Below are 18311 nucleotides of genomic sequence, written 5' to 3' on the forward strand. Positions count from 1 at the left end.
GTCTGTCCGGCCTCCGGTCAAAACCCTCAACCTGTGCTTGAAGTTCAGAGTTCTAGCTGCTACGAATGGTGCTGGCCCCGACGCTACGGGTGCCGTCGGGTCGGTGACGACCCGCCACGCCGCGTGTCGTCGATGACGCTCCGCATTTGTGCGCCAGCGTCAGGAACGCGGTCGGATGATCCCGTTGTCCGGGGCCGACACGTCGAACTCGACCTTCGCGTCGGGCGACCGCTCCGCGTGGTCCGCCACGAGGGCGGCGAGCAACTCGGCCTTCGCCGCCGACTCGTCCGGGCTCCCCCAGACCACGCTCGACCCGTCGCGCATGGCCAGGGTGACGTCGTCCGACGTCGACGCGGCGATGCCCGACACCTGCTTGCGGACGTCCGCCGGCATCGCGAGGACGACCTCGGTCATCGTCCGGAACACCGCTGACCCGAGCTTCGTGCGGCCGATGTCCGCCAGCGGCAGGTCGGCGGGCCGCTTCGTCGTCGACTGCACGACGATGCCAGCCGGGTCGACGAGGTCGAAGGACTTCCCGGACTGCACGGCCACGACCGGGGTGCGCTCGGTGACCGTCACCACCAGGGTGTGCGGCGGCTCCTCCTCGGTCACGTAGCTCTCGATGAGCGGGAAGCCCGCGATCCGCTCCTGCACCTCGTCGAGGTCGATCCGGGCCAGCGGCGTGCCGATCTGCCCGGACAGCGCCACCCGGACCTGCGCGGCGTCGACGCGGTCCGTGCCCTTCACCTCGATTATGCGGAGGGCCATGAGCGGCGAGTACACCGCGACGAGCACGGACACGACGAGCACGGCGACGACACCGCCGGCCGCGATCCACGCGGCGCGTCGGTGCCTGCTCCGCCGCGTGAAGCGCCGGACCTCGGCACGCTCGAGCATGCGGCGGCGCTTGCGGGCGACGCGAGCCTCGCGCGCGGTCTCCGCAGCACGGATGCGCGCACCGATCGGGGTGGTCGACGGCAGGTGCGTCGCGACGTCCGGGACACCCGGTCCGTCCGTCGCCGTGCCGGGGCCGTCCGTCGGCTGCTCGTCCTCGGTGAGGTCGACCTCCGGCAGGTCCGGCAGGCCGGTCAGGTGCGCGTCGACTCCGTCACCGGTGGGACCGCTGTCACGCGCGAGGCGGTCGTCCGCAGCCGGTGCGCGCGAGGTGCGGCGGGCCTCCCGGGCGCCGTCCAGCGCCGCGCGGAGCCCGGCCCCGCGGGACGGACGCGGCGCCTTCCGCGCGCCGTCCGCAGGAGCGGCGGGCACGGTGCGGCGGTCGTCGGGCCCGGCGTGCTCGTCGAAGCCCTCGGGGCGCTTCACCGGCCCGCGGCCCCGGGTCCGGTCTGCAGCGCGGTGAGCACCTGCGGGATGATCCGGTACACGTCGCCGCAGCTCAGCGTCATCACGATGTCGCCGTCCTGCGCCACCGCGGCAGCACGCGCCGAGGCCTCCGCCCAGTCGGGCAGGTAGTCCACGCGGCTCTGGTCCGCGAAACGCTCCTGCACCAGCGCACCGGTCACCCCGGGCTCCGGGTCCTCGCGGGCGCCGTAGACGTCGAGGACGACGGTGTGGTCGGCGAGCTCCTCGTACACGCTCGCGAACTCGCCGGCCATCATCCGGGTGCGCGAGTACAAGTGCGGCTGGTGGATCGCGATGATCCGGCCGGTACCGACGACGTCGCGCGCGGCACGGAGCGCCGCGGCGACCTCCGTCGGGTGGTGCGCGTAGTCGTCGTACACGGACACGCCGCGCTCGACGCCGTGCAGCTCGAAGCGACGCTCGGTGCCGCCGAACGCCTCGATGCCCCGGACCGCGTCAGCCGGATCGACGCCGAGGCCGACGAGCACGGCGAACGCACCGACCGCGTTCACCGCGTTGTGGCGACCGGGGACCCGGAGTGCCAGGTGGTACGAGGCGCCACCCCAGCGGAGGTCCACACCGACACCGGCACCCTCGTCGACGCGCTCGATCCGGACGTCCGCGTCCTCGGCCTCGCCGAAGGTGACGACCTCGGGGGCGTCCTCGCGCGCCCGGAGGCCCGCAGTCACCCGCACCGCTCCGGCGTCATCGCTCGACACGACGACCCGCTCGCGGGCCTTCGCCGCGAACTCGACGAAGGCGTCGATGAACGCCTGCTCGCTGCCGTAGTGGTCCAGGTGGTCGGGGTCGACGTTCGTGATGAGCGCGATCGCGACGTCGTAGAGGAGGAAGGACCCGTCGGACTCGTCCGCCTCGACGACGAACAGGTCGCTGCTGCCCGGCGCCGAACTCGTGCCGAGGGACTGGATGACACCGCCGTTCACGAAGCTCGGGTCGAGCCCGAGCTCGACGAGCGCCGTGACGACCATCCCGGTCGAGGTCGTCTTGCCGTGCGCGCCGGCGACCGCGACCAGCCGGTGCGACGAGATCAGCGCGGCGAGGGCCTGCGAGCGGTGCAGGACCGGCAGCCCGCGGCGCTTCGCCTCGAGCAGCTCCGGGTTGTCGGGCCAGAGGGCGCTGGTGACGACCACGGTGTCGGCGTCGCCGAGGTTGGCGGCGTCGTGCCCGATGCGGACGTCGGCACCGAGCTCCCGCATCCGGCCGGTCGTCGCGGTCTCGCGGGAGTCGCTCCCGGAGACCCGGTGACCGGCGGCGAGGAACATCCGGGCGATGCCGCTCATGCCGGACCCGCCGATGCCGACGAAGTGCACCGAGCCGAGGTCGTCCGGGATCGGCTGGGTGAGGTCCGGCTTGATGGTCATGGTTCCTCCGTGCTGCTGGTGGTGCTGGTGTCGCTCGGGCGGCCGGTGCTGCTCCCCCTGCGTCCCGCTGCGGCGGCGAGCACGAGCCCGGTCATGCGGTCCGCGCCGTCGCGGTGCCCGACGCTCCCGGCCCGGACCGCCATCGCCGCGATGCCCGCACGGTCCTCCAGGACGGTCAGGAGCTGCAACGTCACCCAGTCCGGGGTGAATTCCGCGTCGTCGACGAGCAGGGCTCCCCCGGCTGCGACGACGTCCCGGGCGTTGTGGCGCTGTTCGCCGTTTCCGACGGGGTACGGCACGAGGACGCTCGGCAGGCCGACGGCGGTGAGTTCGCAGACCATGCCGGCACCGGAACGCGAGACCACGAAGTCGGCAGCGGCGTACGCCAGGTCCATCCGGTCGCAGTACGGCAGCACGTGGTACCCGTCCAGGTCGCTCGGACCGATGTCGGACGCGCCGCCGACGACGTGCAGGATCTGCCACCCGGCGCCGAGGATCGTGGCCGCGGCCTGGTGCACCGTCCGGTTGATGCTCCGCGCTCCCGAGGACCCGCCGGTCACGAGCAGCACGGGGCGGTCCGGGTCGAGCCCGAACTCCGCGAAGCCGGCGGCGCGCTCGGCCCGACGGTCGAGGCGCTCGATCTCCCGGCGGAGCGGCATGCCGACGACCCGCGAGTGCGGCAGCCGGGTGTTCGAGAACGTCACGCCGACGTGTTCGGTCAGCACCGCCGCCATCCGGTTCGCGAGCCCGGGCTTCGCGTTCTGCTCGTGCACGACGATCGGTGTCCCGGTGCGCTTCGCCGCGACGTAGGCCGGCGCGGCCGCGTACCCGCCGACGCCGAGGACGACGGCGATCTCGCGTTCCCGGATGATGCGCTCCGTGCGGCGGACGGCGGACCAGAACGCGCCGGGGAAGCGGAGTGCGGCGGCGTTCGGCCTGCGCGGGAACGGCAGGCGCGGGATCGTGACGAGCTCGTACCCGCGCATCGGCACGAGTCGGGACTCGAGGCCCTCCGCGGTGCCGAGCACCAGGACCTCGTCCTCCGGGGACCGCTGCGTCAACCGGTCGGCCACCGCGAGCAGGGGGTTGACGTGGCCGGCGGTCCCGCCGCCGGCGAAGAGGAAGCGGCTCACCGCAGGGCTCCGTTCTGCGTCCCGGGTGCCGGGACGGTGGTGCGACCGGCGGTACTGCCCCGACCGCCGCCGCCGCCGGATCCGGTCCGGCCGGGGAGGTCGCGGGCGAAGGACAGCACGACGCCGATCGCGACGAGGGTCATGATGAGGGCCGATCCGCCGGCCGAGATGAGCGGGAGCGGGACGCCGAGCACCGGGAGCAGCCCGAGGACGACCGCGATGTTGACGAGCGCCTGCCCGATCACCCAGGCCAGGACACCGCCGGTGACGGTCCGGACGAAGGGGTCGGGCGAGAGCCGGACGACCCGGATCATGCCGATCGCGAGGACAACGAACAGCGCGAGCACGACGACGGCGCCGATCAGGCCGAGCTCCTCGCCGACGATGGCGAAGATGTAGTCGTTGTCCGCCTCGGGCAACCACGACCACTTCAGCTTCGAGTTGCCGAGCCCCACGCCGAACACCCCGCCGGAGGCGAGCGCCCACATCCCGTGCACGGGCTGCCAGCACAGGTCCTGGGCCTGGTTCGAGTCGGTGCATCCCGACAGCCACGCGCTGATGCGCGTCTGCCGGGAGCTCGAGGCCATGGTGACGACCGGCAGCATCACGGCGATCGCGACGACGCCGACCGCGAGGTGTCGCAACCGCGCCCCGCCGACGAAGAGACTGCCGAAGACCAGGATCATCATGATCATCGCGGTCCCCTGGTCGCCACCGAGGAGCACCAGGCCGATGGACACCGCGGTCGCGAGCCCGACCGGGATGAAGACCTCGCGCCAGTCGTGCAGCTTCTCCCGCTTGCGGAAGAGCACGGCGCCGATGCCGAGCACGAGCGCGAGCTTGAGGAGTTCGGACGGCTGCGCGGTGAACGCACCGAGGCCGATCCAGTTCCGGTTGCCCTGGATGTCGATGCCCATGGGGGTGAACACGAGCAGCTGCAGGACGAGCCCGGCACCGAGGATGCGCATCGCCCACCGCCGCCAGAACTCCGCCGGGAACCGGCTCACGACGAGCATGAGGGGGACGCCGATGAGGGCGTACAGGCCCTGCTTCGCGAAGGCGCCGAAGAAGCCGTGCTTGTAGCGGTACTCCTCGACGCTCGACGACGACAGGACCATCACCACACCGAACACCACGAGGAAGAGGGTGACGCCGAGGATCGTGTAGAACGTCGTGGACTCGGCCACGAACACGTTCTTCACCGCGACCACGGCCCCGTTCGAGCGGCGACGTGCGTCGTCCACGCCGGAGCCGACGCGGGCCGAGGCAGCGGCGCCCGCGGCACCGGCGCGGGCGCGCGCGCTACGGCCGTTCGTCGGCAGATCCGTCGGTGTCGCCATCGGCGTCGCCTCCCAGGTGCTCGTGGACCGCAGCCGCGAAACGCTCGCCCCGGTCTGCGTAGGAACCGAACTGGTCGAACGACGCGGCCGCCGGGGCGAGGAGGACCGTGTCGCCCGGTCGCGCGACCGAAGCGGCATGCCGGACCGCCTCGGGCATGACCTGCTCAGTGTCCGTCGCTTCCACCTGCAGCACGGGGACCGCGGGCGCGTGTCGTGCGAATGCCTCGAGCACCGGTGACCGGTCCGTCCCGATGACGACCACGGCGCGCACCGCGGGGCCGAACCGCTCGACGAGCCCGTCGATGTCCACGCCCTTGAACAGGCCGCCCACGATCCAGACGACCGGGTCGAAGGCGGAGAGGGACGCCGTCGCTGCGTGCGGGTTCGTCGCCTTCGAGTCGTCGACCCAGGCGATGCCGTCGGTGGTCGCGACGGCTTCCGTGCGGTGGTGGTCGGCGCGGAAGCCCTGCACGGCGGTGCGGACGGCGCTCGGCTGCACGGCCGCGGCACGCGCGAGGGCGGCAGCGGCGAGCACGTTCGCGGTCATGTGCGGGCTGTCCAGGCCGGCGAGCTCGAGGTCCGCGGCCGTCGCGAGCTCGAGCGCGCTGTTGCGGCGGTCCTCGGTGAAGGCCCGGTCGCAGAGCACGTCGTCCACGACACCGACGTCGCCGGGTGCCGGCACGCCGAGCGAGAACCCGACCGCGCGGCAGCCCTCGACGACGTCGGCCTCCTCGACCATGTGCCGGGTGACCTCGTCCGCCGTGTTGTAGACGCACGCCACCACGGTGCGCTCGTAGACCTTCGCCTTCGCCGCTCGGTAGGCCGCCGCGGAGCCGTGCCACTCGAGGTGGTCGTCGGCGATGTTGAGGCAAGCCGACGCGAGCGGTACCACGGCGCCGGGTCCGGTCGTCGGCATGTAGTGGAGCTGGTGGCTGGAGAGCTCGACGACGAGCACGTCGAAGCCCTCCGGGTCGCGCACGACGTCGAGCACCGGCACCCCGATGTTCCCGCAGGCGACGGCCCGGAGCCCGCCGGCGGCGAACATCGCCGTCGTCAGCTGGGTCGTCGTGGTCTTGCCGTTCGTGCCGGTGATCGTCACCCACGGTGCGGCGACCGGACCCGTCACGACCTTGTCGCGCACGCGCCAGGCGAGCTCGATGTCTCCCCACACGGTGCTGTTCGCGACGGACCACGCGACGGTCGGGTTGTGCGGCGGGAGACCGGGCGACACGACGACCAGGTCCGGGGCGTGGTCGGCCAGCGCCGCGGGGACGGTGTCGAGGGGCGTCTGCACGAACCGCACACCGATCACGTCGAGCAGCTCGACGCTGTCGGTGGGTGCGTCGGTCGAGTAGACGACGACCTCGCTGCCGAGTTCCGCGAGGGTGTCAGCGACCGAGAACCCGGTCGAACCGAGGCCGAGCACCGCGACCCGCAGGCCCTTCCAACCCTCGGAGTACCAGCTGTCGAGACCGTTCAGGCGTTCGCTCATATTTGGACTCGTGCGATCCATTCCAGGTAGAACAGTCCGACCCCGGCCGCGACGCAGAGCCCCGCGATGATCCAGAACCGGACGACGACGGTCACCTCGGCCCAGCCCTTGAGCTCGAAGTGGTGGTGCAGGGGGCTCATCCGGAAGATGCGCTTGCCGTGCGTGATCTTGAAGTAGGCCCGCTGCAGGATGACGGAGCCGGTGACGATGAAGAACAGGCCGCCGATGAGGATGAGCAGGAGCTCGGTGCGGCTGAGGACGGCGAGCCCGGCGAGGGCCCCGCCGAGGCCGAGCGACCCGGTGTCGCCGAGGAAGATCTGGGCCGGCGAGGTGTTGTACCAGAGGAAGCCGATGAGGCCACCGCAGACCGCGGCCGCGACCACGGCGAGGTCGAGCGGGTCCGTCACGGTGTAGCAGGCGTGCCGGGTGCTCTCGTCGATCCGGGCACCGCCACAGATCTGGTTCGACTGCCAGAAGCCGATGATGACGTACGAGCCGATCGCGAGGATGCTCGACCCGGTCGCGAGGCCGTCGAGGCCGTCGGCGACGTTGACGCCGTTCGAGGTCGACACCGTGAGCAGCACGATCCATGCCAGGAACAGGATCGTCCCGATGACCGTGCCGAGCGCCATGAAGTCGAGCCACGGCACGTCACGGATCGCGGAGATCATGGTGGACGCCGGCGGCTTGCCGCTGCCGGTCGGGACCACCAGGGCGATCGTCGCGAAGACGACACCGACGATGACCTGCCCGAGGACCTTCGCCCAACCACCGAGACCGAGGCTGCGTTGACGGCGGACCTTGAGGAAGTCGTCGACGAAGCCGACCACGCCGAGCCCCACCATGAGGAAGAGCACGAGCAGGCCGGACAGCGTCACGGGGTCGCGCCCGGCCAGGTGCCCGACGAAGTACCCGATGACCGCACCGAGGATGAGGACGATGCCGCCCATGGTCGCGGTGCCGCGCTTGGTGTGGTGCGACTGCGGTCCGTCGTCACGGATGAACTGGCCCCAGCCGAGGCGGTGGAACAGCTTGATGAACAGCGGCGTGAGCAGCAGTGTGAACACCAGCGACACGGCGCCGGCGACGAGGAGCGCGATCATTCGGGGACACCTCCGAGGCGGTCGCCGACGAACCGCAGCCCGGCCGACTTCGAGGACTTGACCAGGACGACGTCACCGGGACGCACGATCTCCTGGAGGGCACGGACGGCGTCGTCGACGTCCTCGATGAACACGGACTCGCCGTCCCACGACCCCTCGAGGGTGGCGGCCTGGTGGAGGGGCATCGCGCCGCGGCCGACGACCACGAGCTGTCCGATCCCGAGCCGCACGACGAGTCGCCCGATCCGGTCGTGCTCCTCCACGGAGTACTCGCCGAGCTCGGCCATCTCGCCGAGGACGGCGACCGTGCGCTCCCCCGGGCGCGCGACCTGTGCGAGCGTCCGCAGAGCGGCCGCCGTCGAGTCGGGCGACGCGTTGTACGCGTCGTTGATCACGGTGACGCCGTCCGGCCCCTGCAGGAGCTCCATCCGCCAGCGCTCGGCACGCGTCATCGACGCGAGCGCCGCGGCGCCCTCGGACAGCGGGACGCCCCAGAGGTGCGCGACCGACAGCGCGGCCGCGGCGTTCATGGCGTGGTGCTCGCCGAGGATGGCGAGGCGGACGTCGACGGTCTCGGGGTCGCTGGACGGGCCTCCCGGCCGGGCGTCCGCACGATCGACGGGAGGCGCGGTCAGCGTGAAGCGGGTGCCGTCGCGGTCCGTCGTGACGCCGCCGATCCGGTAGTCGGCACCGGCGGAGGTGCCGAAGCCCACGACCCGGGCGGCGGTGCGTCCGCGCATCCGCGCGACGCGGTCGTCGTCGACGTTGAGGAGGGCCGTGGCGGTGGTCGGCAGGTCGGTGACCATCTCCGACTTCGCGCGCTCGGTCGCCTCGATGCCGCCGAACTCCCCGGCGTGCGCGAGGCCGACCTTGAGGACGACCCCGACGTCCGGCTCCGCGATGCGGACGAGCTTCGCGATGTGACCGATGCCGCTCGCACCCATCTCCACCACGAGGAACCGGGTGTCGGCGGTGATCCGGAGCATCGAGACCGGTGCGCCGACGTGGTTGTTGAACGAGCCCTCGGGCGCGACCGTCTCGCCGACGCGGGACAGGATCGTGCGGAGCATGTTCTTCGTGCTCGTCTTGCCGTTCGAGCCGGTGATGCCGACGACGCGCAGGGCACCGGCGGCACGGACGCGGGCGACGACCTCGTGGGCGAGGGCGGCCAGCGCGGCGTAGCCGTCGGCGACGACGATCTGTGCGGTCGCGGCGCCCGCGGGCAGGTCGACGGCCCGTTCGGTGACGACGAGGGCCGCTCCGGCGTCGGCCGCGGCCGGGACGAACCGGTGCCCGTCGGTCTCCTCGCCGAGCAGGGCGAAGAAGACGCTGCCCGCCGTGACGAGGCGCGAGTCCGTCTCGACCGATCCGTCGACGGTCGTGTCGGCGGCACCGTGGACGAGCTCACCGTCGACCGCGGCGGCGATCTCGGCGAGGGTGAGCGCGATCATCGAGCGTCCTCCGTCGGACCGGCGTTCGGTTCCCAGCCGGCTTCGCGGAGCGCGGCACGGGCTTCGTCCCGGGCCGAGTACGGCGTCCGGACGCCCTGGATGTCGCGGTAGTCCTGGTGACCGGGGCCGGCCCAGAGGATCGAGTCCCCGTCGCCGACGAGGGCGACCGCGGCGCGGATCGCGGCCTCGGGCGGGCTCACCTCGTGGATCTCGTGGTCGGGGTAGGCGGCGCGGGCGGCGTCGACCAGGGTCTTCCGGATCGAGGCGGCGTCCTCGAAGCGCGGGTGGTGGTCGGTCACGACGAGGATGTCGGACCCCTCCGCGGCGACGCGGGCCATGTCGGCGCGCTTCGTGGTGTCGCGGTCCCCGTCGGCACCGAACAGCATGACGACCTTGCCGGGCGTGAACTGCCGGACGGCCGCCAGCGTGTTGAGGAACGCGTCGGGGCTGTGCCCGAAGTCGACGTAGACGCTCGGACCGGTGTCGCCCGAGACCCGCTCGGTCCGGCCGGGCAGGTAACACTCGATGGCGCTCACCACGGCGCCGTCGGTCTCGTCCGGGTACCGGCGGTGGTTCGCCTCGAGCGCGTGCGCGATGGCACCGAGCTCGAAGCCGCCCTCGACGAGCATGACGATCGCCAGAGCGGCGTTCGCGGCCATGTGCCAGCCGATGAGCGGCACGCGCGTGGTGAGCTCGCGACCCTCCGGTCCGGTCAGGCGGAACTCGGTGTAGGCCGCGTGCGCCTCGACGATGTCGACGTGCCACTCGGCCTCGACGTCCGGGTGCACGGTGATGGTCGTCACCGGGATGCGGGAGTCCTGCACGACCCGGTGGCCCCAGTCGGTGTCGAGCGAGACGACCCCGCGTCGGCCGTGCTCCGGCTGGAACAGCGGCAGCTTCGCCTGGAAGTACTCCTCCATGTCGGCGTAGTCGTCGAGGTGGTCGTGGCTGAGGTTCGTGAAGGCGACGACGTCGAACACGATGCCGTCGACCCGGTGGCGGCTGAGGGCCTGGGCGCTGACCTCGACGGCCACCGCGCGCACCTCGCTCTCGCGCATCCGGGCGAGCAGCGCGTGCATCTCGCTCGCCTCGGGCGTGGTGAGCCTGCTCGTCACGCTGAGCGACCCGATGTGCCGTTCGGCGGTCGAGCTCAGGCCGGTGACGAGGCCGAGCTGCTTGAGGACGCCCTCGAGGATGTACGAGGTGCTCGTCTTGCCGTTCGTCCCGGTGACGGCGAAGAGCTGCGGCAGCTCGGCCTCGTCGGGGTCGGTGCGGTAGACCCACGCCGAGACGTCGCCGAGCGCGGCCCGGGGGTCCTCGACCTCGAGCACCGGCAGCCCGGAGGCCTCGGCGGTCGCGACGCCGGCGGCGTCGGTGAGCACGGCCACGGCGCCGCGCGCGGCGGCGTCCGTGGCGAACTCGGCACCGTGGCGGTTCGCCCCGTGCACGCCGACGAACAGGTCACCCGGCTGCACCTCGGCGGCGCTCAGGGTGACGCCGGTCGTCTCGACGCCGTCGAGCGACCCGACGACGCGGAGCCCGAAGGCGTTCGCGAGTTCGGCGACCGGCCGCGGGGTCGGGTGTTCGGGCCGGAGGACCGGGGGGATCCGTGCTGACAAGTGCTCCTTCTTCCTCACCACGTGGACAGTGCGCTACCAGGTGGACGGGTAGGTCCGCGCCTCGGTCGTGGAGGGGGCGACTCGGTACTTCTCGAGCACCTGGGACATGAGTGTGCGGAACGCCGGAGCCGCTCCGCTGGACCACTTGGTGGCCTGCGGCTTCGTGAACGTCACCGTGACAACATACTGGGGGTCCTCGGCGGGTGCCATTCCGGCCACCGAGATCACGCGCTCCGCGCCGTAGCCCTTCGCGCCGTCCGCGACCTCGGCCGTGCCGGTCTTCGCCGCGATGTTGTAGCCGGAGATCGGCTTCATGCCGACGAGCGTGCCGCCGGTGACGACGCTCTGCAGCATGTCGACCGTCTGGGACGCCGCCTGCTCGGAGACCACCCGCTTGCTCTGCACGTCGGGCGCGTCGATCGTCTTCCCGTCGGCGGTCTCGCAGCCCTTCACCATGTGCAGCGGGATCCGGACGCCGTCGTTCGCGAGCGTCTGGTAGACGCTCGACACCTGCATCGCGGTCGTGACGATGCCCTGGCCGAACATCGAGTTGATGTCGGTCTGCTGGTCCCACTGCGGGCTCGCGCCGTAGTCCATCGTCGGCTGACCCGGGTAGTCGATGGCCGGCTCCGGCTCGAAGAGCCCGAAGTCACGCATCACGTCGTACCGCTGCTGGGTCGACATCTTCGCGCCGAGGTCCGTGATCCCGACGTTCGAGGAGTCGCGCAGGATCCCGGTGAGGGTGAGGTTCTCGGTCGGGTGGAACTCCGAGTCGTGGATGGTGCCGCCCCAGGGGAACGTCCTCGAGTACGGCACCACGACCTGCGTGGTCGGGCTGGCGAGCCCCTTGTCGATGAGCGCGGCGGCGATCGCGGCCTTGATCGTCGACCCGGGCTCGTACGACGCGGTCAGCGCCCGGGAACCGTAGGCGCCGGGGTCGGTCGTCGCGTCGACGTCGTTCGGGTCGACCGTCGGGTAGTCCGCGACGGCGAGCACCTCGCCCGTCTTCGCGTTGACCACCGTCGCGGTCGCGGACTCCGCGCGGAGCTGCTGTGCGGCGTCGGCGATGTCCTGCGACGCCATGTACTGCAGGTCGCTGTCGATGGTGGTGACGAGCGTGCCGCCGTCCTGCGCCGGCTTCTTCGTGACGGTGCTGCCCGGGAGCTGCACGCCGTCCTCGCCGCGCTCGTACGTCTCGGAGCCGTTCGTCCCGGCGAGGCACTGCTGGTAGGCGAGTTCGAGCCCGGCCTGGGCGCCGTCCGTCCCCATGAAGCCGGTGACGTTCCCCGTGGCAGCGCCGGTCGGGTACGACCTCGCTGCCTGCTGCTCGGGGTAGAGCCAGGGGATCTGCAGAGCCCGGACTGCCTCGTAGTGCTTCACGTCGATGCCCTTGACCAGGTACGCGAAGTCCGACCCCGGATCGGCGGCGATGGCCTTCTGCATCGTCGCGACGTCGCCCCCCGACGCCCGTGCGACCGCGGTGAGCGCTTGCTCGACCGTGACGTCCTTGACGCGGCTCCCGCCGAGCTTGCCCTCGAACCCCTTCACCAGTCGGGGCGACGTCGTGATGTTGTACCGGACGACGCTCTCGGCCAGTGCGGTGCCGTTCCGGTCCACGATGGACCCGCGCGTGCCGTACAGGGTCACCGGGATGCTGCGCTTCGACTCGGCGGCCTTCGTCAGTTCCGCGGCCTGGACGACCTGGATGTCGACCAGGCGGACGACGAACACCGCCACGAGCGCGATGACGGCGATCATGACGACGCTGTAGCGGAGCCGACGGTAGCGGAGGGTCTTCGTCACGAGCGGCCTTTCCGGGATGGAGCTGAGCCGTGGGTCACCGGGTCGTCGGTGCCTGGAGCTGGTTCGGGTCGGACTCTACGGACGACGCCGCGGAACCCTGGTCCGACGCGCTGGCCCCGCCGGTGTTCGCAGCGTCGGTGTTCGCAGCGTCCGTCGCGGGCGCGGGTGCTGCCGGGGCACCGGCTGCCGGTGCCGCGTCCGACGCGCCGGTCTCCTTGCTCGTCGTGGTGTCCCCGGGCCGGGCCACGACCGGGACGTCACCGAGCAGGGAGTTCGGGACCTGGTTCGCGGTGTTCCCCGTCGCTTCCTCCGGGGTCGCGGGCTTCGGCGTGCCGTACACCGTGCCGGTCTTCGGGTCGAGGTACACGGGCGTCGAGTTGGCGATCATCCCGAGGGCCTGCGCGTTCCGGGCCAGGTTCTGTGGCGACTCGAGCACCTTGAGCTCCTCGGACAGCGACGCCTGCGTCCGCGTCAGCCCGGTCTGCTCGCTCTTCAGGGAGCTGAGCGTGTAGGCGCCCTGGCTGAGCGCCATGCTGATGCCCAGCTGGGCGAGGAGCAGGACGCCGAGCGCCGCGATCGCCACGACGGCGTACGCGACCCGCGGGCGGGCTCGCCGCTGCGCCCTGGTCGGGGCGACCTCGACGAGCTCCGGGCGACGGTCACGGTCGGGGCGCGGGGCACGCGACGGGGCGACGGCAGGGTCGACGAGTGCGAGGTTCGTGCTCATGTCACTTCCGGATCCGCTCGGCCGCACGCAGACGTACGGGGGTAGCTCGGGGGTTGGCGGCGCGCTCGGCCTCGTCGGCCTGTTCCGCGCCCTTCACGACGAGGGTGAAGGTCGGCGCGTGCTCGGGGAGTTCCACCGGCAGGTCGGCCGGTGCACTCGACGTCGTGCGCTCGACGAGGGCCCGCTTGACGATGCGGTCCTCGAGCGACTGGTAGGACTCGACGACCAGACGGCCGCCGACCCGGATGCGGTCGAGCGCTGCGGGGATCGCGCGCTCGAGGACGCTCAACTCGGCGTTGACCTCGATCCGCAGCGCCTGGAACACCCGCTTCGCAGGGTGTCCCTGGCGCTGGATCGCGACCGGAGTCGCGTCGTGGAGCACCTGGACGAGGTCACCGGACATCGTGAAGGGCGTGGTCGCCCGCCGTTCGACGATCGCCTTCGCGTAGCGGGCGGCGAGCTTCTCCTCGCCGTAACGCTGGAAGATCCGGCGGAGTTCGCGCTCGTCGTACTCGGCGAGGACCTCGGCCGCGGTGATGCCCTGCGTCCGGTCCATCCGCATGTCGAGCGGGGCGTCCTGGCTGTAGGCGAAGCCGCGCTCGGCGCGGTCGAGCTGGAGCGACGAGACGCCGAGGTCGAACAGGACGCCGTCGACCTCGGCGATGCCGAGGCCGTCGAGCGCCGCGGGCAGGTCGTCGTACACCGTGTGCACGAGGTGCACCCGGTCGCCGAAGCGCGCAAGCCGGTCCCCTGCGATGCCGAGCGCGTCGGTGTCGCGGTCGAGGCCGACCAGGGTCAGCTCGGGGAAGCGCTCGAGGAGCCCCGCCGAGTGCCCGCCCATGCCGAGCGTCGCGTCGACGACGACCTTGCCCGGCCCCTCGAGCGTCGGGGTGAAGAGGTCGACGATGCGCTCGAGCATGACGGGGGTGTGCGGGAAGTGTGCGGGTGTGCTCATGTGCGCCCCTGCTCTCCTGGGCCGCGGGTCCGGATCCCCATCCATGCGACCTGACACCGGGGAAGGTGTGTCAGGGCTTCACGGCTGGGAGTCCCGATCCGCGGATCAGAAGATGCCCGGGATCACCTCCTCGTCGTTCTCGGCGAAGGCCTCCTCGGCCTCGGCGTAGTAGGCCTCCCATGCGCTGGTCGACCAGATCTCGGCACGGTCACCGCTGCCGATGACCGTCAGGTCCCGCTCGAGCCCCGCGTACTCGCGGAGGTTCTGCGGGATCGTGACGCGGTTTTGCTTGTCGGGCTGCTCCGCGCTCGCTCCGGAGAGGAACAGGCGCATGTAGTCACGGGTGCGCTTGGACGTCATCGGGGCCTGCCGGATGCGCTCGTGGATCTCCTCGAACGTCCGGCTGCTGAAGACGACCACGCACCGCTCCTGGCCACGGGTCATGACGAGTCCCCCGGACAGCTCGTCCCGGAACTTGGCGGGGAGGATCACGCGACCCTTCTCGTCGAGCTTCGGGGCATGGGTACCGAGCAGCACGTCGGGGCCTCCCCTCAGCTCCACTCGTCGTCGTCATCCTCCACGGTACTCCACTTCCCTCCACTTCGCTGTGCAAACGTCCCACTCGGGCGTCCCGGCACCCCCTACTGGGGGTGTCCGGCGCGCGCCGCCCCACGCCTCGCCCCCGGATCCGCGCGGATCCGGTGGTGACGGCCTCCGGTGGAGCGGAGTGGAGGGGAATCCACGGGACGAGTGCCCGGACGCCGCTCGGGGGGCACGAAAAACGGGGCCGGCCTGAGAAGGCCGACCCCGTGGAGGGATGTGGAGGAGCTAGTCCTGCTGGTTGCGCTTGTCCCAGCGCTCGTTCATCCGGTCGATGAACGACCCGCCGGAGGATCCGCGTGCGGCACGGGACGACCCGCGGGCCGCCGGACCGGAGGTCGCGCTCCGGGTGGGGCGTGCGGTCGGGGTACGACCGCCGGGGCGCAGGGCGAAGAGGACCCCGCCGAGCATGACCACGAACCCCAGCACGCCGATCAGGGGCTGCTTGATGACCAGGCCCAGCACGATCACCCCGACGCCGGCGAGGCCGATGAGGACGCCGATCGTGATGGCGGTGTACGTCGGACGTCCCTGGCGGCGGCTGACGCGCGCCACGAAGTCGGAGTCGTTCTGGTAGAGGCTCCGCTCCATCTCTTCGAGGAGGCGCTGCTCTTGCTCCGAGAGTGGCATCTTGGTTCCCTCTTGTTCTTGGGATCGACGCGGTGGAAGGGGTGGATCGATCTTACGACCGGGCCACCCACTAAGGTAAGGACCGTGGCTGAGAGTACGCGATTAGTGGACCTCGTCTCGGCGCGGATCGATCGGGCTCTCGACGAGCAGCGCGACCGCCTCGCGGCGATCAGTCCGGATCTGCTCCCCTTCGACACGTTCGCGCGTGACCTGCTCGCCGGCGGCAAGCGGTTCCGCGCCCTGTTCTGCTACTGGGGCTGGCAGTCCGTGGCCGGGCGGAGTGGGTCGTTCGACCCGCTGTCCGAGGGGTCCCGCCAGACCACCGCCGAAGCCGTCGTCACCGCCGCTGCCGCGCTCGAGGTCTTCCACGCCGCCGCCCTCGTGCACGACGACATCATGGACCGATCGGACACCCGCCGCGGACGTCCGGCAGCGCACCGTCGGTACGAGTCACTGCACGCCGAGTCCGGCTGGGTCGGCGACCGGGCGCTCTACGGCACGAACGCCGCGCTCCTGCTCGGGGACCTGCTGCTCTCGCTCAGCGACGCCGTCTTCGACGAGGCCCTCGCCCTCCTCGACCCGGTCCGGGCACGCATCGTCCGCCAGGAGTTCCACGCCATGCGGCTCGAGGTCACCGCCGGGCAGTACCTCGACATCCACGAGGAGACGGCCTGGCCGACCGTGGACGACGCCGAACAGCTCGTGCGCGCGCAACGGGTCATCGTCTTCAAGTCCGCGAAGTACTCGGTGGAGGCCCCCCTGCTCATCGGTGCGCTCATCGCCGGCGCGAGCGCGAACCAGCTCGACGGCCTGCGGTCGTTCGGCCTCCCCCTCGGCGTCGCCTACCAGCTGCGGGACGACATGCTCGGTGTCTTCGGGGACCCCGAGGTGACCGGCAAGCCCGCCGGCGACGACCTCCGCGAGGGCAAGCGCACCGTCCTCGTCGCCACCGCCCGGAAGGCCCTGCCGGTCGGTGCACGGCAACTGCTCGACGAGCTGCTCGGCGACCCGGACCTCGACGACGACCAGGTGCAGATGCTCCGCGCCACGCTCACCGAGTCGGGCGCGGTCGGTGCAGTGGAACGGTCGATCGACCGGCACGTCCAGCGCGCCAAGGCCGCCCTCGACGCCGCACCGCTCAGCCCCTCGGCACGCGACCAGCTCGCGGCCCTCGCCGACACGGTCAGCAACCGCTCGGCCTGAGCGCCCCACGCGGAGCGCGGTGGACCGACGGGAGGCCCGGCACCGGACGGTCCGCGGGCGCACGCCGGCAGGTCCGGGGCGACGCACCGGCGACTCCGGGTGTGACGCGCTGACGGAACGGGCAGCGGGCCGCGCCGACAGGTCGCGTCGGTCCGCCGGCCGGGTCGGTCGGACCGGCCGTGTCGGTCGGATCGTCCTGGCGGTCGGACGATCACCTCGGTCGGACGGTCCCGTCTAGAGGAGCGCCTGCGCGGCGCGACGCACTTCCGCCTTGCGGTTCGCCCGGAGGGCTGCGACTGGTGTCGTCCCCATCGCGTCGTCGGGCGTCAGCATCCAGCGCACCGCCTCGTCGTCGGTCAGTCCGTTGTCGCCGAGGACGATGAGCGTGCCGCGCAGTGCGGGGAGCGGCTCGGTCCCGTCCAGGAACTCGACGGGCACCCGGAGCACGCCGTCGACGCGGGCGGGCAGGAGCGTGCGCTCCTCGAACAGACGGTGGACTCGGCCGGGGCTCACGCCCAGCAGGTCGACCAGGTCGGGCACGGTCAACCAGCGTTCGGACAGGACGTCGTCTCCGGGAAGGATGGCACTCACGGGGACCATCGTGCCAGAGCCGGACGGGCTCGGACAGCACCTGACGCCAGCTGACGTCGTCCCGGCGAACCGCGCGCTCCGGTCCGGGCACACCAGTCACATCCGCAACACCCGACTCTCTGGTTGACTTGGCATCCACAGCATGTCAGCGTGTGGTCACCTGTGCGTGCCGTGCGCGCACGGCCGCCAGAGCCACCCCGTGCCGACGACGTGCGGAGACAGGAGAACGACCGTGGACAGGGACACGACCGCAGACGAGGCAGCGCGCCGCATCCGCTCCGCGCGCTTCGCGACGATGCCGATCGTCCTGGCCGGCACGATCGCCGTGACCGCCGGGCTCACCGGGCCGATCGCGCACGCCGAGCAGCGCCACGACGACGACACCGGCAAGCGCCACGTCGACGCGGACCGCGACGTCCGGGTCGACCGGAACCTCGGCGCCCGCCCGGTGTTCGGCACCGCGGTGGCCCGCCCCGCGACGCCGGTCGCGACCACCGTCGCCGCCACCCGCAGCGCGACCCCCACGACGTACACGGTGCAGCAGGGCGACACCGTCTCGGGCATCGCGGCCCGGTACGGGCTGTCGGCGCAGGAGATCCTCGTCCGCAACGGCCTCGGCTGGAACACCATCATCCACGCCGGACAGACCCTCCGCCTCGCTTCGACCCCGGTCGGCGCCACGACCTCGCAGGCGTCCGCCACGGCGAGCTACCACGTCAAGCAGGGTGACACCGTCTCCGGCATCGCCGCCAAGGTCGGCGTCTCGACCGCCGCGCTCCTCACCGCGAACGAGCTGTCGCAGCGCAGTGTGATCTACCCCGGCCAGACCCTCCGCGTCCCCGCGGGCACCGCCGGTGCGACGAAGACCGCGACCACCGCCGGCCCCGCCGCCCCGTCCGCCCCCGCCGCGTCCCCCTCGGCCG

Annotated in this window: 16 protein-coding genes; 2 read left to right on the forward strand and 14 right to left on the reverse strand. The window is 71.9% G+C overall.

What is annotated here, in order from left to right; genetic code table 11:
* Nucleotides 1-159: 159 nt before the first annotated feature.
* The 13 genes from DEI91_RS15005 to DEI91_RS15065 all read right to left on the reverse strand — a co-directional run bounded on the left by DEI91_RS15005 (nt 160) and on the right by DEI91_RS15065 (nt 15594).
* Entirely contained in the window at nt 160-1320 is a 1161-nt protein-coding gene (locus DEI91_RS15005; protein ID WP_111053062.1) for an FtsQ-type POTRA domain-containing protein, read from the reverse strand.
* Nucleotides 1317-2741, reverse strand: a complete 1425-nt coding sequence (murC, locus tag DEI91_RS15010; protein WP_111053063.1) for a UDP-N-acetylmuramate--L-alanine ligase — start codon at nt 2739-2741, stop codon at nt 1317-1319. Before murC ends, DEI91_RS15005 begins: the two co-directional genes overlap by 4 nt.
* The gene (murG, locus tag DEI91_RS15015; RefSeq protein ID WP_111053064.1) at nt 2738-3874 is read right to left on the reverse strand and encodes an undecaprenyldiphospho-muramoylpentapeptide beta-N-acetylglucosaminyltransferase; all 1137 of its coding nucleotides are present in this window, start codon (nt 3872-3874) and stop codon (nt 2738-2740) included. The genes murC and murG overlap by 4 nt, the downstream gene beginning before the upstream one ends.
* Entirely contained in the window at nt 3871-5214 is a 1344-nt protein-coding gene (ftsW, locus tag DEI91_RS15020) for a putative lipid II flippase FtsW (RefSeq protein ID WP_111053065.1), read from the reverse strand. The genes murG and ftsW overlap by 4 nt, the downstream gene beginning before the upstream one ends.
* Nucleotides 5177-6706: a UDP-N-acetylmuramoyl-L-alanine--D-glutamate ligase gene (gene murD / locus DEI91_RS15025; protein WP_111053066.1), complete on the reverse strand. Its 1530-nt coding sequence runs from the start codon at nt 6704-6706 to the stop codon at nt 5177-5179. Before murD ends, ftsW begins: the two co-directional genes overlap by 38 nt.
* Nucleotides 6703-7809, reverse strand: coding sequence for a phospho-N-acetylmuramoyl-pentapeptide-transferase (mraY, locus tag DEI91_RS15030; RefSeq protein WP_111053067.1), 1107 nt, complete (start codon nt 7807-7809; stop codon nt 6703-6705). Before mraY ends, murD begins: the two co-directional genes overlap by 4 nt.
* The gene (murF, locus tag DEI91_RS15035; protein WP_111053068.1) at nt 7806-9260 is read right to left on the reverse strand and encodes a UDP-N-acetylmuramoyl-tripeptide--D-alanyl-D-alanine ligase; all 1455 of its coding nucleotides are present in this window, start codon (nt 9258-9260) and stop codon (nt 7806-7808) included. The genes mraY and murF overlap by 4 nt, the downstream gene beginning before the upstream one ends.
* Complete coding sequence (locus DEI91_RS15040) at nt 9257-10879, reverse strand: Mur ligase family protein (protein WP_111053083.1); 1623 nt, start codon at nt 10877-10879, stop codon at nt 9257-9259. The genes murF and DEI91_RS15040 overlap by 4 nt, the downstream gene beginning before the upstream one ends.
* 33 nt (nt 10880-10912) lie before the next feature.
* Nucleotides 10913-12682, reverse strand: coding sequence for a penicillin-binding protein 2 (locus tag DEI91_RS15045; RefSeq protein ID WP_111053069.1), 1770 nt, complete (start codon nt 12680-12682; stop codon nt 10913-10915).
* 34 nt (nt 12683-12716) lie between these two features.
* Nucleotides 12717-13409, reverse strand: coding sequence for a hypothetical protein (locus DEI91_RS15050; RefSeq protein WP_111053070.1), 693 nt, complete (start codon nt 13407-13409; stop codon nt 12717-12719).
* Between the two features lies 1 nt (nt 13410).
* On the reverse strand, nt 13411-14364 hold the full coding sequence (gene rsmH / locus DEI91_RS15055; RefSeq protein ID WP_220038102.1) for a 16S rRNA (cytosine(1402)-N(4))-methyltransferase RsmH: 954 nt from the start codon (nt 14362-14364) through the stop codon (nt 13411-13413).
* Between the two features lie 105 nt (nt 14365-14469).
* On the reverse strand, nt 14470-14901 hold the full coding sequence (gene mraZ, locus DEI91_RS15060) for a division/cell wall cluster transcriptional repressor MraZ (RefSeq protein WP_111053072.1): 432 nt from the start codon (nt 14899-14901) through the stop codon (nt 14470-14472).
* Nucleotides 14902-15192: 291 nt separating this feature from the next.
* Nucleotides 15193-15594, reverse strand: a complete 402-nt coding sequence (locus tag DEI91_RS15065) for a DUF3040 domain-containing protein (RefSeq protein WP_111053073.1) — start codon at nt 15592-15594, stop codon at nt 15193-15195.
* An 84-nt stretch (nt 15595-15678) separates the two neighbouring features.
* On the opposite strand from DEI91_RS15065, the gene DEI91_RS15070 reads away from it, so the two are divergent.
* Entirely contained in the window at nt 15679-16797 is a 1119-nt protein-coding gene (locus DEI91_RS15070) for a polyprenyl synthetase family protein (RefSeq protein WP_111053074.1), read from the forward strand.
* 234 nt (nt 16798-17031) lie between these two features.
* On the opposite strand, the gene DEI91_RS15080 is transcribed toward DEI91_RS15070, so the two are convergent.
* Nucleotides 17032-17388 carry an Rv2175c family DNA-binding protein gene (locus DEI91_RS15080; protein ID WP_258374458.1) on the reverse strand — a complete coding sequence of 119 codons (357 nt, stop codon included), beginning with the start codon at nt 17386-17388 and terminating at the stop codon, nt 17032-17034.
* A gap of 232 nt (nt 17389-17620) precedes the next feature.
* Here DEI91_RS15080 and DEI91_RS15085 point away from each other — a divergent pair.
* On the forward strand, nt 17621-18311 hold a 691-nt coding region (locus tag DEI91_RS15085), incomplete at its 3' end, for a LysM peptidoglycan-binding domain-containing protein (RefSeq protein WP_181439640.1).

Origin of the sequence: Curtobacterium sp. MCBD17_032, assembly GCF_003234855.1 — a bacterium.
Classification (GTDB): domain Bacteria; phylum Actinomycetota; class Actinomycetes; order Actinomycetales; family Microbacteriaceae; genus Curtobacterium.

What these genes read in the sequence shown, in the direction of transcription:
- DEI91_RS15050 (WP_111053070.1), bottom strand. Translation starts at nt 13,409, where the DNA reads ATGAGCACGAACCTCGCACTCGTCGACCCTGCCGTCGCCCCGTCGCGT.
- murF (WP_111053068.1), bottom strand. Translation starts at nt 9,260, where the DNA reads ATGATCGCGCTCACCCTCGCCGAGATCGCCGCCGCGGTCGACGGTGAG.
- mraY (WP_111053067.1), bottom strand. Translation starts at nt 7,809, where the DNA reads ATGATCGCGCTCCTCGTCGCCGGCGCCGTGTCGCTGGTGTTCACACTG.
- rsmH (WP_220038102.1), bottom strand. Translation starts at nt 14,364, where the DNA reads ATGAGCACACCCGCACACTTCCCGCACACCCCCGTCATGCTCGAGCGC.
- murD (WP_111053066.1), bottom strand. Translation starts at nt 6,706, where the DNA reads ATGAGCGAACGCCTGAACGGTCTCGACAGCTGGTACTCCGAGGGTTGG.
- ftsW (WP_111053065.1), bottom strand. Translation starts at nt 5,214, where the DNA reads ATGGCGACACCGACGGATCTGCCGACGAACGGCCGTAGCGCGCGCGCC.
- murC (WP_111053063.1), bottom strand. Translation starts at nt 2,741, where the DNA reads ATGACCATCAAGCCGGACCTCACCCAGCCGATCCCGGACGACCTCGGC.
- DEI91_RS15065 (WP_111053073.1), bottom strand. Translation starts at nt 15,594, where the DNA reads ATGCCACTCTCGGAGCAAGAGCAGCGCCTCCTCGAAGAGATGGAGCGG.